Source organism: Pseudoflavonifractor phocaeensis (assembly GCF_016901735.1).
GTDB lineage: Bacteria > Bacillota > Clostridia > Oscillospirales > Oscillospiraceae > Pseudoflavonifractor_A.
Genome location: NZ_JACLZC010000027.1, coordinates 20,251 through 35,694, shown reverse-complemented (window position 1 = coordinate 35,694; position 15,444 = coordinate 20,251). Strand labels below are relative to the sequence as shown.

The following is a 15,444-nucleotide window of genomic DNA, read 5'->3' as shown; positions in this document are numbered from 1 at the left end:
GGGGTGGCGGTGGGCTGGGTGAGGCCGTAGTCGCTGGCGTCATAAACGCCGCTGGGGGTGGGCTGGGCGGCGTTCGGCGTGGGTATGACCTGCGCTTCGGCCTTGAGCACCTGGCCGGTCCCAGCGTGGATGTCGTACTCATATGCCACCCCGTTGGCGGTAAATTCCAGCTCAAAGACGGGCGTGCCCCGCTCAAAGTCAAAGTCCCGGTCCTCAAACACGGCGTCCGCCGCGGCCACATTGGCCTGGGTCAGGGCGATCTCCTGGGCCTTTTCCAGGGTGATATAGGGGGACGCGCCGCCGTTGGCGGCATAAGCGGGGTCATAGTCGCTGCCGCCGATGGTCACCACGCCGGCGGTCAGCTGAAGGGCCTCCACCGTCTCTCTGGCGCCGTCCCCCAAATCGGCCGCAAAGCCGTCGTTGGGCACCATGGCGCCGGACGCCACCTGAATGAGGACGCTGTTCTCTCTGCCGTCCACGTCAGCCACAAAGTAGCCCGCCTGGTAGATGGCCGTCACCAGCTCCTCCACCACCGTGCGGCAGTCCTTGCCGATGTAGTCCCGATAGCCGTCCACAATTTCCTTGCCGTCGTCGTTCTGACCGGTGAGAGACACCACCTTGCCCTCCCTGTCGTACTCCACGCGGATCTCAGGGTTGACGCTCAGGGTGAAATAGCCGGTCTCCTCCGCGGGCGGGGCGGCCGTTCCCTGTCCGGCGCAGCCGCTGAGCAGCGCGCATAACAAAAGCAGGATGCAAAGGATGCTCTTCCAGGTTCCGTTCCGTTTCATATCTCATGCTCCTCTCCGGTTTTGTATGGTTCCTTGTTTGCCTTACACCCATAGAATACGGACGCGCTGGAGAAAAACCGGGGCAGGGGAAACATTTTTTCCAAAATCGTCAAACGTCCGCTCACCGGTGGTCCGGATCGTAATCGGTGGAGCCGTCGCCATAGCTGGAGTAATCGGAACCGTAGGCGGAATAGCCCGAGCCGTAGGCGCTGCCGTAATCGCTGCCCGCTACGGTAGGGGAAGCTGCCGGCGGGTCTATGGTAGCGCCGTAATCGCCGGCTTCATATCCGGGGGTTTGTCCCCCGCCGGCGGCAGAGGGAATTGCCGTAGGCGTGGGGCTGGGCGTTGGCGCGGCCGTGGGTGCGGCGGTGGGTGCGGCGGTGGGCGTGGGAGATGCCGCCGTCGGAGAGACCTGGGGCGTTTCGTCCGGTCCTTCCTGTACGGCGTCCCGTCCGGCCACGATCTCCACCTGTACCGTCATCCGGCCGTCCAGCCGGTCGGTCAGAGCGTCCCGCAGCGCCATGCCGTACTGGCGGAAGAGCGCCTCCTCCGGCGCGTCGATGGCGCAGGAGATGAACCCGCCCTCCGACAAAAAGCCCAGCGCAATGGCCCGTTCCACCAGCTCGCCGGTCACCGTCACGCTGTCCTTGCCGCCGCAGTCGTACCCCTCCAGCAAGCGCGTCCCGTCGGCATTGAGTCCCTCCAGCTCCACCACCAGTCCCTCCCGGTTTAAGTCCATCCGGACCTGGGGGTTGATGGTGAGATAGATGGCGGTATAGGGGGTCCGATAGGCCAGATAGCTGCTCACCCCAAAGAAGAGCAGGCAGCAGGCCGCAACAGCAGCGACCGCCCGCCACACCCACCGGACGGGGCTTTTCCGGGGCCGGGTCCCGCCGTCCCGCATCAGCACCGGGTCACACACCGTCTGTCCCACCTCATAGCGCAGGTTCGCCGCTTTGAGGAAGCGCCCTTCCTCGTCCAGAAGGATGGCATAGCCGGGGTGGCACTCCATTACCATATACCTCATCGTACCACCGTTCCTTTCAATACCTGTTTCAAATGCCCCCGGATGATGTCATAGCCGTTGGTATAGATCAGCAAAAGGGCGATCATATAGCTCCGGTGGCGCTCCAGGGTCTTGCGCTCCACGCCGCTCCCGCCGGCCAGCCGGGCCATGGGCAGGCGTTTGGTCCGCAGCAGCTCCTCCAGCAGCTCCGGATGCACTCTGGCGTATTGCAGGGCCCGCCGGCAGGCCTCCAGCGTCCGCTGCTGCCGGGGGCAGTTGTCCGCCACGTCGCCCAGACTGACCCCAAACTCCGCCATCTGCCGGGTCAGCGCCCGGATCTCCTCCCGGGTGGCCTCCCGCTCCACCAGCTCGCCGCTGTGGTCCCGCCGGTCGGCCAGGGTGTCCTCCAGCGGCAGCGCCTCCTCCCCCGCCGGCGCGTGGATGGAGAGCACATCGCTGTGCCGCCGCTCCTGTCGGTGGTAGTCGATGAGCCGGCTGCGGATCAGAATGGACGCATAGCGCAGAAATCCGCCCCGCTCCCTGGCGTAGCCGCGGATGGCTTCATAGAAGGACAGCATGGCGATGCTCAGCTCGTCATCCCGTCCCTCTATCGGCGGCCGTTTGAGAAATTTTGCCGTCTCCGCTTTAATAAAAGGCATGTAGGCGCTGATAAAATCATCCGCCGCCCGCATGTCCTTCTTTGCCGCGCAGACCTGTTGGATGATGTCATGTCCCTCATTCATACAACAGATCCCCCTCCCACTTGATAGAATACGGAAGCCCATGGAAAAAAAAGGGGTATGCGCCCCGTTTTTTTCACCGCCCGTCCGCTCCGCAAAGCCCTTCTCCTGTTCTCGTCCCCATGATACCATTCTTTTTCCCCGCAAGATAGCCCTCTTTTGTCAGACCCCTTCTTTTCCGCCAAAAAGAACGGACAAATTTGTTTGAATTATGACATATTATATAGTACAATAAGAACGTAACTATCCTGCGACAAAGGAGGTCGGTAAGCTTGGAACAGCCATATGCCATTGAGATGCTGAACATTACGAAGCGGTTTCCCGGCATCATCGCCAATGACAACATCACCTTACAGCTGAAAAAGGGCGAGATTCACGCTCTGCTGGGGGAAAACGGCGCCGGTAAATCCACGTTAATGAGCGTGCTGTTTGGACTCTACCAACCGGAGGAAGGCACCATTAAAAAGGACGGCCAGGTGGTCCGCATCAAAGACCCCAACGACGCCAACGACCTGGGCATCGGTATGGTCCATCAGCACTTCAAGCTGGTGGAATGCTTCACCATTCTGGACAACATTATCCTGGGTGTGGAACCCTGCAAGCATGGCTTTCTCCAAAAAGCCGAGGCCCGGAAAAAGGTGCTGGAGCTGTCGGAAAAATACGGTCTGAAGGTGGAGCCGGACGCCCTGGTGGAGGACGTCACCGTCGGTATGCAGCAGCGCACCGAGATCCTCAAGATGCTCTATCGGGACAATGAGATCCTCATCTTCGACGAACCCACCGCCGTGCTCACCCCCCAGGAGATTGAAGAACTCATGCAGATCATGCGCAATCTGGCCGCCGAGGGCAAGAGCATCCTCTTCATCTCCCACAAGCTCAACGAGATCATGGAGGTGGCCGACCGCTGCTCGGTGCTGCGCAAGGGCAAATATATCGGCACCGTCAACATCGCCGACACCTCCAAAGAGGAGCTCTCCCGCATGATGGTGGGCCGTGACGTGGAATTCCAGGTCCATAAAGAGCCCGCCCAGCCCAAGGACGTGATCCTGGAGGTCAAGGACCTGCGGGTGGCCTCCAAGTCCCACAACAACGACGCCGTCAAGGGCGTCTCCTTCCAGGTGCGGGCAGGCGAAATCGTCTGTGTGGCCGGCATCGACGGCAACGGTCAGACCGAGCTGGTCTACGGACTCACCGGCCTGGAGCCCATCAAGGGCGGCTCCATCTTCCTGGAAGGGAAGGACATCTCAAACGCCTCCATTCGCAAACGCTCCACCATGGGTGTGAGCCACATCCCCGAGGACCGGCACAAGCACGGCCTGGTGCTGGACTACACCCTGGAGGACAACATGGTCCTTCAACGCTATTTTGAACCCCAGTTTGTCAATTCCGCCGGCTTCCTCAAGCGGGGCGAGATCCGCAAATACGCCAACCGCCTCATTGAGCAATACGACGTCCGCTCCGGTCAGGGTCCCATCACCGTGGCCCGGGCCATGTCGGGCGGCAACCAGCAAAAGGCCATCGTGGCCCGGGAGATCGACAAGGACCCGGAGCTGCTCATCGCCGTCCAGCCCACCCGCGGTCTGGACGTGGGCGCCATCGAGTATATCCACAGGCAAATCGTCGCCCAGCGGGACGCCGGCAAGGGCGTGCTGCTGGTCTCCCTGGAGCTGGACGAGGTCATGGCCCTCTCCGACCGTATTCTGGTCATGTACGAGGGTGAGATCGTGGGCGAGCTGGACCCCAAGACCACGACAGTGGAAGAAATGGGCCTTTACATGGCCGGCGCCAAACGGAAGGGGGCATAAGGGATGAAAAAAGAAAAACGCTCCCTGCTGCGCAACAAGGGGGTCCAGTCCCTGCTGGCCGCCCTGCTGTGCATCCTCATCGGCCTGCTCATCGGCTATGTGATCCTCCTCATCATCAACCCCGCCGGCGCCGGCGAGGCCATCAAGACCATTGTGGAAAACTTCCTCTACTATCCCTCCCCCAGCGCTCAGCTGCGCTACCTGGGCAACACCCTGGTCAAGACCGCGCCCCTCCTCCTCTGCTCTTTGTCGGTCCTCTTCGCCTATAAGGTCGGCCTCTTCAACATCGGCGCGGCCGGCCAGTATGTGGTGGGCGCCGGTGCCAGCCTCTACTGCGCTTTGGGTCTGGGACTGCCCTGGTATGTGTGCCTCATCGCCGCCATCGCCGCCGGCGCGCTGCTGGGCGCCATCTCCGGCGTTTTGAAAGCCTACCGCAACGTCAACGAGGTCATCTCCTGCATCATGCTCAACTGGATCAGCCTCTATGCCATCAATACCCTTCTGTCCAACGTGAAGGAGGGCGCCAGCCCCTACACCATTCAGCTCTCCACCGGCAACCCCGGCGCGGTGCTGCCCTCTCTGGGTCTCAATGAGCTGTTCAACGGCAACCGCTATGTCACCATTGCCATTCCCCTCTCGGTGATCGTGGCCGTGGTCATCTGGGTGCTGCTGGAAAAGACCAAGTTCGGCTATGAGCTCAAGGCCACCGGCTACAATAAATTTGCCGCCAAGTACTGCGGTATGAAGGAAAAGCGCAACCTGATCCTCACCATGGTCATCGCCGGCGCGCTGGCGGGCATGGGCGCGGGCCTTTACTACCTGACCGGCTTCGAGCAGTGGTCCACCACCCAGTCCTCCGTCCCCGCCATGGGCTTTAACGGCATCGCCGCCGCCTTCCTGGGCGGTCTGAACCCCATCGGCGCGGTCTTTTCCTCCTACTTCATCCAGCACATCACCAGCGGCGGCGCTTATGTGGACAAGACCATGTACTCCGCCCAGATTTCCGACCTGATTTCCTCCCTCATCATCTACCTGTGCGGTTTCGTGCTCTTCTTTAAGACCACATTGGACCGCAGACTGGACCGCCGGGCCGAGCGGGAAGCCGCCCGTGCCAAGGCTGCGCAGAAAGGAGGGGAGGCATAATGCTGCTTCTGATCCAATATACTCTGATTTTTGCCTCCGTGCTGATCCTGGTGGCCCTGGGCGGCTGTTTTTCGGAGCATTCCGGCGTCATCAACATCGGCCTGGAGGGCATCATGGTCATGGGCGCGCTGGGCGGCGCGCTGATGATGAAATTCCTCCCCGCCGGTACCAGCGCGCCGGTCATCATCCTGCTGGTGGTGCTGGCCAGCATCCTGCTGGGCGTCATTTACTCCCTTCTGCTGGCGGTGGCCGCCATCAACTTCAAGGCCGACCAGACGCTGGTGGGCACGGCCATGAACCTGCTGGGCACCGCCGCCGCCACCGTGTTCGTCAAGGCCATGAACACCGCCGAGAGCGTGGACAACGTCTCCTCCACCATCCAGTATATCGAGCCCAAAAAGGCCTTCCTGGTCAACATCGGCAGCTTTGAGTTCAACTGGTTCATGCTCCTGGCCTTTGTGGCCCTGGTGCTGGCCTATATCACCCTGTATAAAACCCGCTTCGGCCTGCGGCTCATGGCCTGCGGCGAGCATCCCCAGGCCGCCGACAGCGTGGGCATCAACGTCTACAAAATGCGCTATGCCGGTGTGCTCATCTCCGGTATGCTGGGCGGACTGGGCGGCATCGTGTATATCACCGCCGGCGTCAGCGAATGGAAGTTTGAAAACGGCGTGGCCGGCTTTGGCTTTTTGGCCCTGGCCGTGATGATCTTCGGCCAGTGGAAGCCCACCCGCATCGCCCTGGCGGCCCTCCTCTTCGGCCTCTTCCGGGCCCTGGCCAACGTGTACACCGGCTTTGACTTCCTTACCGCTCTCCAGCTCCCCAGCAACGTCTACAACATGCTCCCCTATATCATCTCCCTCATCGTCCTGGCCTTTACCTCCCAGCACTCCCGCGCCCCCAAGGCCGAAGGCGTCCCCTACGACAAGGGCATGCGTTGATCCAAAACGCCAAACGGCGGACAGCTCACACGGTGAACTGTCCGCCGTTTTTTATTGTCCCCGTACCATCCGCCGGGCGCCGGCGCAGGTCGCGGCAAAGTAGGCCCCGTAGACCAACAGAATGATTACCGCCGTGGTGACGGTGGAGGACACCGTATCCAGCTTGCCCAGCTGGACGATGACCTCGTTTGCGGCGGTGATGCCCACCACCGAGTGGACCACAGCCAGAGAGAGGGGGAGGAAAAAGGCCAAAAAGATCTGGGTATAGACCGACCGGTCCCGCATCCGCTCCTCCACGCCCAGCCGGGAGAGAACCTGGTAGCGCGGGAGATTGTCCGCCGCCTGGGAGAGCTGCTGGAGGGCCAGCACCGCCGCCGAGGTGACCATGAAGATGACGCCCAGATAGAGGCCGATGAAGAGGACCAGCAGCTTGGTGCCCATGGTGTCCAGATACTCCACCTGCTTGGTGGAAAAGTTCATGCTGAATCCCCCGACCCGCTGGGCCAGCCCGTCGCAGAAGTCCGGGTAGCACGCCCACAGCAGGGTCTCCATCTCCTCCTCAGCTCCCTTGGGGTAGTTGCCCGCCAGAAAGAAGTCCAGAATGACCACGTCCTCCGGCCGGAGGGCTTCCATCACCTGGTCCGGCAGGATAAAGGTGGTGTCGATGCTGCTGGAACTGGTATACAGGGCTTTGGTATAGCAAAATTCCGGGTCGGCCTGATAGGTCTCATCCCCAATCCGGAGGGGTTTGCCTTCTGCCCAGCCATCTTTTTGGGGGTCCATATTCTCTTCCGGCTCGGTGCCCACCGCCAGGCCGTAGCGGTCGGAAGCCAGCGTCATAGGCCCCTCTCCCCGGAGAACGCGGAGGGAATTGAAATCGGACAGAGACATGATGTGGATAAACATTGTACCCCAGACCTCCCGGTCCTCCCCCTCCAGCCGGAGGACGGGACGCCGGACGGCGGTATATTCCTCCAGGCAGGTTTCCGGGTCAAAGCCCGCCTCTTGGAGGAGGTCCGCCAGGTCGCCGGCGGTCAATCCGTCCGCCTCCACAAAGACCGTCATATCCACCGGGGTCTGCCGGTCAGACTTGTTCTCCACGGTGTAGTTGACGCCCACCGAACAGGCCGTTACGCCGATGGCCAGGAGGAGGAGCAGGCAGACCACCGTCATGGAGAGGTAGTTGGTGTTGATGGCCGAGTTGAACTGCCGCAAAATGAAGCAGTTGAGCCCCCGGTAATAAAGACTTTGATTGCTTTTGCACAGCTTGAGCAAAAAACCGGACAGAGAACGGAAAAAGAGCAGCGTCCCCGCCGCGCCCATGGCCAGCATCAGCCAGAACAGCTCGTCCACCCGCAAAAGTCCCCGGCGGAGCAGCATGGTATAGGCCGCGATCAGCAGCGCCACGCCCACTGCCAGCATCACCGCCGAGGCGGTGACGCTCCGCAGCCGCAGGCGCTGGTTGTGCCGCCGGGCCTGGAGCAGATCCAGCAGCTTTTTGCGCGAAATGGTAACGGCGTTGAAAAGCATGACCAGCAAAAAGATGACGGCGAAGTAGAGCACCGTCTTGCCCACGCCCTTCCAGGAAAACACAAAGGTAAATTCCTCCACCACCACCTGAAAGAGGCTGGCGGTAAAGGCGGACAGGAGCTGGGCGGCGAAAAAGCCCATCACCAGCCCCACGGCCAGAGCCAGAAGGCCGATGCACAGGGTCTCCAAAAAGAGGATGCGGGACACCTTTCCCTGGGTCATGCCCAGCAGCAGATAGGTGCCCAGCTCCTTTTTGCGCCGCCGGAGCATGAAGTGGTTGGCGTAGAGGATGAGGCAGGCCAGCACCACCGCCACAAAGACCGAGATCACATTCACCAGCCGTAAAATCGCCCCGGTGTAGCTCACATTCCGGTTGTTGACCGCCAGCGCCTCCATGACCCACTGGCTTTCCAGGGAGTTAAAGACGTAAAAAACGCAGACGCCAAACATCAGCGTCAGAAAGTAAAGGGTGTAATCCCGCATACTGCGGCGCACATTGCGTACAGCCAGCTTACAGAACATCGCCCGAGTCACCTCCCAGCAGGGTCACCACCTCGATGATCCGGGTAAAAAAGGCCTTGCGGCTGTCCTCCCCCCGCACCAGCTCGGTAAAGGCCCGGCCGTCCTTGATAAAGAGGATGCGGTGGCAGTAGCTGGCGGTAAAGGCGTCGTGGGTCACCATCAAAATCGTGGCCGACCGGTCCCGGTTGAGGGCCTCGAACCGGTCCAGCAGCAGGCGGGCCGCCTTGGAGTCCAGCGCGCCGGTGGGCTCGTCGGCCAGCACCAGCGCCGGGTCGGTGACAATGGCTCTGGCCGCCGCCGTCCGCTGGCACTGTCCCCCCGACATCTGATAGGGATATTTTTCCATGCAATCCTCGATCTCCAGGAGCCGGGCGCAGCGGCGCACCTTCTCCCCGATCTCTCCGGCGGGACGGTTTTGAATGGAGAGGGGCAGGGCGATGTTTTCAAAGGCGGTCAGGGTGTCCAGCAGGTTGCAGTCCTGAAAGATGAAGCCCAGCTTCTCCCGCCGGAACCGGGAGAGGGCGGCGGGACGCAGGGCGGTGACCACCTGGCCGCCGATGGTGATGGTACCGGCGGTGGGGCGGTCAATGGTGGCCACGCAGTTGAGCAGGGTGGTCTTGCCGGAGCCGGAGGCCCCCATAATGCCGACAAACTCCCCCGCTCTCACCGAAAGGCTCAAATCGTCAATGGCGCGGGTGACGCTCCCCCGGCTGCCGTAGTACTTTTGCAGATGGGATACCGTTAAAATGGGTTCCACGGGACATTCCTCCTTTGTCTCCCATTTTACCCGCTTCCCAACCAAAGCGCCATCGAAGTTCCTTACCGCAAGGTGACAGTTTTGTCAGGTTTCCCGCCCGGCGGAGGCCAGGTGGAATTTGGACCGGGGAAAGACCAGCTCCACGGCGGTGCCCTCCCCCACCCGGCTTGTGACCGACACGCCCAGCCCCAGCCGGTCGCAGAGCTTTTGGACCAGATACAGCCCCAGACCGGTGGAGCGGCGGTTTTTTCTCCTGCCGTTTTCCCCGGTAAATCCCTTTTCAAAGACCCGGGGCAGGTCCTTTTCCGGAATTCCCGGCCCGTTGTCCGCCACCCGCAGGATCACCGACTGCTCCTGCTCCAAAATGGAAAACGCCAGCCTGGGCGACGGGCTTCGGTACTGAAGGGCATTGGCCACGATCTGCCCCAAAATGAAATGGACCCACTTTTCATCGCTGTAAACCAGGGGGTCCTCCTGGGGCCGGGTAAGGACAAAGCCGTAATTGAGGATGGGCTCGGCGTAGCGGAGCATGACCTCGTTTATGGCGTCCTGGAGGGACATGGGCCGGATGAGATAGTCCTGGTGCACCGAACCGCTCCTGGCATAAAAAAGCGCCTCTTCCACATGGCGCTCAATGGCCGAGAGCGGCTCCTTCAGCCGGTCGGCCAGGGGGCCGGGATGGTTCTCCCCGGCCAGACGCAGGGTGGAAATGGGGGTCTTGATCTCATGGACCCAGGTCTCCACATATTCCCGGTATTCCCGGTTCTCCTGGCTCACCGCCGCCAGCTTCTCGTTCAGCTCCCGCTCGGACCGGTCCAGCAGGTCCCATATCACCGCCCCCTCCCAAAAGTCCGGCCGGCGGAGCATGGAGGCATACCGGGCGCAGGGGACGTCCTGCCCCTCCAGTCCCGCCGCCTGGCGGCAGAAGGGCAGCTTGTGGGCATACTCCCACGCCAAAGGTGCCAATACGCACAGCGCCCACACCGCGCTCAAAAAGGCGATGGGCTTCCAGGAGAGGCCCATCGCCGCCAGCGTGGTGGACAAAAACAGGATGCCCAGCAGCAGCCCACAAAAATGGGCGCATTTTTCCCCCAAAAATTCCTTCCAAAACATCGACATCCTCCTATAAGCACAGCTGATAGCCCTGCCCCCGCCGGGTGACCAGCGCCTCAGAAAGGCCCAGTCCCTCCAGCTTTCTGCGCAGGCGGGTCATATTGACCGTGAGGGTATTGTCGTCCACAAAGGCGTGATCGTTCCACAGGGCGATCATCAGCTGATTGCGGGATACAATCTCCCCCGGACGGCTCATCAGGGTCTGGAGGAGGCGGAGCTCGTTGCGGGTCAGCTCCTGCTCAGCGCCCCAGGCCGCGGCCACGCTCCGGCCCAGGTCCAGCGCCAGCGGTCCGCAGGTCATGGCCGGGCGCTCCCCCGACGGATAGGCCCGCTGCAAGAGCCGGGCCATCCGGGCCAGAAGGATCTGGGTGTTGTAGGGCTTGGTGAGGAAATCATCCGCCCCCAGATTCATGCTCATCAGCTCGTCCATCTCGGTGTCCCGGCTGGTGACCACCATAATGGGCAGGTCGGACCGTTGGCGCAGGGCGCGGCACACGTGGTATCCGTCGTACCGGGGCAGGTTCAGATCCAGCAGCACCAGCTGCGCCCCCCAGTCCAGCGCCTGTCCGGCCACATCGTCAAAGTCCGCCGGGGAGGCGCAGCAATAGCCGTACCGCTCCAGCAGGGCGGTCAGCTCGTCCCGGATGCCCGGGTCATCCTCCACCAGAAAAATACGGTACGCCATGGCTCACCTCTCGGTCAGCAGCCGCCACACCGCGTCCTGAACATAGTCCATGTCCTCAAAGGTGGTGAACGGCCCGGTGGAAAAGCGCACCGTTCCCTGGGGATAGGTGCCGATGGTCTGGTGAGCGGTGGGAGCGCAGTGGAGGCCGCAGCGGGTGGCGATGCCGTATTCCTGCTCCAGGCGAAAGGCCATCTCCCCGTTGTCCCCTTTCAGAAAGTCCACCGACACCACCCCGGTGCGGCGGCTCAGGTCGTCGGTACCGGTGACCCGGAAGCCGTCGTATTCCAGCTCCTTGAGCCGCGCCCACAGGTGAAGCCCCACCTTGCGGGCGTGGACGCGGAGGGTCGCCCCCTCCCGCTCCAGGTAGGAGAGGGCGGCGTGGAGCCCGTAAATGCCGGGCAGATTCAGGGTGCCCGCCTCCAGCTTGTCGGGCAGAAAGTCCGGCATTTCCAGGGACTGGGACACGCTGCCGGTACCGCCGGCCAACAGCGGCTCGATCCGCCGGGCCAGCGCGCCGGTGAGGATCAGTCCCCCGATCCCCTGGGGCCCCAGCAGCCCCTTGTGACCCGGAAAGGCCAGAGCGTCGATGTGCATGTCCGCCATATCCACCGGCACCATGCCCACCGTCTGGGCTCCGTCCACCAGGAAGGGCACGCCGTACCGGCGGCACAGCGTCCCCACCGCCCCGATGGGCTGGATGGTGCCGCAGACGTTGGAGGCGTGGCTCATCACCAGAGCGGCGGCGCCCTGGGACAGGCGGGCTTGGCATTCCTCCAGATCCAGCGCTCCGTCGGCGCCGCAGGGCAAAAAGACCACCTCCACGCCGGTTTTCTGGAGCTGGGTCAGGGGACGGAGGACGGCGTTATGCTCCATGGTGGTGGTGAGCACCCGGTCGCCGGGCCGGAGCAGCCCCTTGAGGAGCAGATTCAGGGAGGCGGTGGCCCCGGCGGTAAAGATCACATTGCGGCTCCCCGGCCCGTGCAGCAGGGTATTGAGCTGTTCCCTGGTTTCCAGCACCAGCGCGGCGGCGTCATAGGCGACCTGATAGCCCCCCCGGCCGATGTTGCACCCCACGTCGGTGATAAAATGGCACATGGCCTCCCCTACCCCAGGCGCTTTGGGATAGGAGGTGGCCCCGTTGTCCAGATAGACCCTTCGCATTTCAGCTCCTCCTTTGTCAGCCATAGATCCGCCCCGCCAGGCGGGTCTCCAGCACCGGCGGGAAGGTACACGACTCCCCCGCCAGCCGCTGGAGCAGATTGGACAGGCCGTCGGCGGTGGCGGCGCTGTCGTCCAGGGTCAGGCGGACCACACCGGAGGACCGGTCGATCCGGTTCAAAATGGTGCTGACCCCCAGAGAACTCCCGGCGGGCACACCGTTGACCGTCTCCAGCCACAGGCTCCAGCCGTCCTCATAGAGGGCGCCGCGCTCCTCCTGGTCCGCCCCCTCCACCAGCGCGATGTGGGTACGATACCAGGCGATCCGCTCCAATACGGCGTTTCCCTCCGCCAGGGCCTCCGCCGCGCCGTCGGCGCCGGTCATCAGTCCCACGCTGTGGCCCTGGCCCAGCACCGCCCGGATCCGTTCGCTGTTGGCCTCCAGGTCCTCCGCCGGAAAGAGAAAGAGAGCCGTCAAATTGCGGGCCGCCAAGGTTTGGAGAATCCCGTCCAGAGCGCCGCTGCCCTCACACCGGAAGGTCAGCAGCACCTCCCGCACCTCGCTGGGCGTCTCGGTCTCGCTTCCTCCCTCGTCGATGACCGGCGGCGTGGTGACGATTACGTTGTCTCCGCCGCTGCTGCCGCCGGTGGGGGTGGGCTTGGCGGTGGGGACGGGCGCCGTGGTGGGCGTTGGCGTCAGGCTTTGAATATAGTTATCATACCGGCTTTGGAGCGCGCTGGCCGCCGCGTCCAGAAAGGCCGCGTCCGAGAGGACCGCGCTGTCGCTTTTGATGCGGATGAGATCGCCGGCGGTGCGGGTGGGGGTATAGACATACTGCAAATCGAAAATACGGCACACCGCGCTGGCCGGCACATAGACCTTGTCATAGCGAATGACCGCCCGGATGCTCTGAGCCTCCCGCTGCCCGTCCTGGGTGAGAAAGCAGGTCTGCTCCAGCAGATCAAAGGTGAGGTAGGTCCCGCTGCGGCTGTACAGGGTCAGACGGTAGGCCGTATCCGATTTTTCCTGTCCGTAAAAAACCCCCAGATCCACCCCCGTCACGTTGCGGTCAAAGGCGGTATAGGGAATATAGATACTGCCGTTGACGTTGACCGGCATATTGGTCACAGTCAGCTCATTGTCCATAAAGCGGTCGTTCAGGGCCAGCTGATAGACCTTGAGCTCCACCGCGCTGGCGCCGGGGGCCATGGTGAGCAGCAGCGCCAGGCAGAAAACCGCCAGCAGAATCTTTTTCATCGTCCCCCCTCCTTTCTCCCCTTATAGTAACACAGCGGACCACCGCCGGCAAGGACCGGGGGCGTCCGCTGGTTTGGGAGAATGCAATTATATGTTGCGCAGCGCACGGCGGAACTGGAAATAGAACAAAATGGCGGTAAAGGTAACGGCGATGGCGTCGGCCACCGGCTCGGCCAGGTAGACGGCGGTGGTCTGGTCGATGCCGATGAGACCGGGCAGCAGATTGGGCAGCAGGTAAATCAGCGGAATGAGGAGGATAAACTTGCGCATCACCGCCACGGTGATGGAGGATTTGGCGTTGCCCAGAGCGGTAAAGGTCATCTGACAGGCCATCTGGATGCCGAAGAGGCACATTACCGCCATATAGATCCGGAGGGCCTGTCCGGTAAAGGCCACCAGCTCCGCATTCGGGGTAAAAATCGAGGCAAAGGCCCGGGGGAAGAGCATGACCAGCGCCCAAAGGAGGGTGGAATAAAACATGCTGACCCTTAAAAGCAGGAAATAGGTGTCCTTCACCCGCTTGGCGCTGCGGGCGCCGTAGTTATAGCTGATGATGGGCTGCGCCCCCTGCCCCAGTCCCTGGAGCGGCAGCATGGCAAACTGCATGACGCTGGTGAGGATGGTCATGGCCCCCACCGCCGTGTTGCCGCCATAGGTCCGAAGAGAGGAGTTGAAGCACACCGAGATGACGCTCTCACTGGCCTGCATGATGAAGGTGGCCAGTCCCAGGGCCAGGCTGGGCCCCAGATGCCGCCAGCGGAGGCGGAGGTTTTGGGGCTTTAGGCGCAGAATGGTGCGCCGCCCCATCAGGAAGGTCACCACCCACACACAGGACACCGCCTGAGAGAGGACGGTGGCCAGGGCGGCGCCCTCCACTCCCATCCCAAAGCCAAAGATGAAAATGGGGTCCAGCACGATGTTGCACACCGCCCCGATGAGAACGGAGAGCATCCCGGTCTTGGCAAAGCCCTGGGCGGTGATAAAGGCGTTCATGCCCAGGGTCAGCTGGACAAAGAGGGTGCCCATGGCGTACAGATTCATATAGTCGACGGCATAGCCGATGGTCTCAGGGGTCGCGCCGAAGGCCAGCAGGAAGGGCCGTCCCCCCAGCAGCAGCGCCGCCGTGAGGGCCAGCGACACCAGAATCTGGAGCAAAAAGCAGCTGCCCAGAATCTCCTCGGCGGACTGGTTGTCCTTGCGTCCCATGGCGATGGAGGCCCGCGGCGCGCCGCCGTTGCTCACCAGGGCGGCAAAGGCAGAGACGATCATAATGAGGGGCATACACACCCCCACGCCGGTGAGGGCCAGCGCCCCCTCCTCCGGGATGTGCCCGATATAGATGCGGTCCACGATGTTGTAGAGCATATTGATGATCTGGGCCGTCACCGTGGGCACCGCCAGCCGGGCCAGCAGCCGTCCCACCGGCTCCCGGCCCAAAAATGCGTTTTTCTCTAATTGCTGTTCCATGACTCATTCAGTCCTTCCAACGCGTTTTGGGCGATTTTTTGGCTCATCTCCCAGTAAGCCCGGCGGGACGGCTCATCCAGCCCGGCCAGCAGACGGCTGTAAAACCGCCGGCGCATCTCCTCCAGGGCGGGCGTGATCGCCCGGGCCTTGTCGGTGAGGGTGAGATGGATGCGCCGCCGGTCCTGCCGGTCCTGCCGGCGGGTGAGCAGTCCCTTTTGAATCAGGGTCTCCACCCCCTGGGATACGTTGCCCTTGGGCAGCAGACGCAGCTCCACAATGTCGCTGGCGGTATCCCGCTGGGGATTGTTGTGCAAAAAGGCCAGAATGTCCACCTCCACAGGGGTCAGGCCGTGGCTCTGGCAGACCTCTTTCTTCAGGCTGTCGTAGAACTTCAGCACCCGGCGGACCGACAAAAGAATCTCGGTGTGGACTGACATGGTTCCCCTCCTCAATAGTTCTTTTTAGAACAATCACAAAGTCTATTGTACCACCCCCTTGCCGCTTGTCAAGGGCTTCCTCTGGACTTTCTTC

The 15,444-nt window shown here is 62.3% G+C and carries 14 protein-coding genes; 3 read left to right on the top strand and 11 right to left on the bottom strand.

Annotated features, from left to right (window positions below):
- The 3 genes from H7U37_RS07620 to H7U37_RS07610 form a co-directional block, all read right to left on the bottom strand.
- Positions 1–788, bottom strand: a 788-nt coding sequence (locus tag H7U37_RS07620) for a PepSY domain-containing protein (RefSeq protein WP_204874865.1), incomplete at its 3' end; no start/stop codon positions are given.
- Between the two features lie 121 nt (positions 789–909).
- Complete coding sequence (locus H7U37_RS07615) at positions 910–1,806, bottom strand: anti-sigma-I factor RsgI family protein (protein WP_204874864.1); 897 nt, start codon at positions 1,804–1,806, stop codon at positions 910–912.
- 5 nt (positions 1,807–1,811) lie between these two features.
- On the bottom strand, positions 1,812–2,537 hold the full coding sequence (locus H7U37_RS07610) for a sigma factor (RefSeq protein ID WP_204874863.1): 726 nt from the start codon (positions 2,535–2,537) through the stop codon (positions 1,812–1,814).
- A gap of 293 nt (positions 2,538–2,830) precedes the next feature.
- On the opposite strand from H7U37_RS07610, the gene H7U37_RS07605 reads away from it, so the two are divergent.
- Genes H7U37_RS07605 through H7U37_RS07595 form a run of 3 tightly spaced genes read left to right on the top strand, consistent with a single transcriptional unit; the run spans position 2,831 to position 6,423 of the window.
- Positions 2,831–4,339, top strand: coding sequence for an ABC transporter ATP-binding protein (locus tag H7U37_RS07605; RefSeq protein WP_204874866.1), 1,509 nt, complete (start codon positions 2,831–2,833; stop codon positions 4,337–4,339).
- Positions 4,340–4,342: 3 nt separating this feature from the next.
- Positions 4,343–5,482 carry an ABC transporter permease gene (locus tag H7U37_RS07600; protein WP_204874862.1) on the top strand — a complete coding sequence of 380 codons (1,140 nt, stop codon included), beginning with the start codon at positions 4,343–4,345 and terminating at the stop codon, positions 5,480–5,482.
- Positions 5,482–6,423: an ABC transporter permease gene (locus tag H7U37_RS07595; protein WP_204874861.1), complete on the top strand. Its 942-nt coding sequence runs from the start codon at positions 5,482–5,484 to the stop codon at positions 6,421–6,423. The genes H7U37_RS07600 and H7U37_RS07595 overlap by 1 nt, the downstream gene beginning before the upstream one ends.
- Before the next feature lie 51 nt (positions 6,424–6,474).
- Here H7U37_RS07595 and H7U37_RS07590 read toward each other — a convergent pair whose 3' ends face one another.
- From H7U37_RS07590 to H7U37_RS07555, 8 genes are all read right to left on the bottom strand, one after another.
- Positions 6,475–8,475: an FtsX-like permease family protein gene (locus H7U37_RS07590; protein WP_204874860.1), complete on the bottom strand. Its 2,001-nt coding sequence runs from the start codon at positions 8,473–8,475 to the stop codon at positions 6,475–6,477.
- The gene (locus H7U37_RS07585; protein WP_204874859.1) at positions 8,465–9,232 is read right to left on the bottom strand and encodes an ATP-binding cassette domain-containing protein; all 768 of its coding nucleotides are present in this window, start codon (positions 9,230–9,232) and stop codon (positions 8,465–8,467) included. Before H7U37_RS07585 ends, H7U37_RS07590 begins: the two co-directional genes overlap by 11 nt.
- A gap of 84 nt (positions 9,233–9,316) precedes the next feature.
- Positions 9,317–10,345: a sensor histidine kinase gene (locus H7U37_RS07580; RefSeq protein ID WP_204874857.1), complete on the bottom strand. Its 1,029-nt coding sequence runs from the start codon at positions 10,343–10,345 to the stop codon at positions 9,317–9,319.
- Positions 10,346–10,355: 10 nt separating this feature from the next.
- Complete coding sequence (locus H7U37_RS07575; RefSeq protein WP_204874856.1) at positions 10,356–11,030, bottom strand: response regulator transcription factor; 675 nt, start codon at positions 11,028–11,030, stop codon at positions 10,356–10,358.
- Between the two features lie 3 nt (positions 11,031–11,033).
- Positions 11,034–12,191: an aminotransferase class V-fold PLP-dependent enzyme gene (locus tag H7U37_RS07570; RefSeq protein WP_204874855.1), complete on the bottom strand. Its 1,158-nt coding sequence runs from the start codon at positions 12,189–12,191 to the stop codon at positions 11,034–11,036.
- Between the two features lie 16 nt (positions 12,192–12,207).
- The gene (locus H7U37_RS07565; RefSeq protein WP_204874854.1) at positions 12,208–13,446 is read right to left on the bottom strand and encodes a hypothetical protein; all 1,239 of its coding nucleotides are present in this window, start codon (positions 13,444–13,446) and stop codon (positions 12,208–12,210) included.
- A gap of 87 nt (positions 13,447–13,533) precedes the next feature.
- Positions 13,534–14,913: an MATE family efflux transporter gene (locus H7U37_RS07560; protein WP_204874853.1), complete on the bottom strand. Its 1,380-nt coding sequence runs from the start codon at positions 14,911–14,913 to the stop codon at positions 13,534–13,536.
- The gene (locus H7U37_RS07555; RefSeq protein ID WP_204874852.1) at positions 14,898–15,350 is read right to left on the bottom strand and encodes a MarR family winged helix-turn-helix transcriptional regulator; all 453 of its coding nucleotides are present in this window, start codon (positions 15,348–15,350) and stop codon (positions 14,898–14,900) included. The genes H7U37_RS07560 and H7U37_RS07555 overlap by 16 nt, the downstream gene beginning before the upstream one ends.
- Between the last annotated feature and the right edge of the window lie 94 nt (positions 15,351–15,444).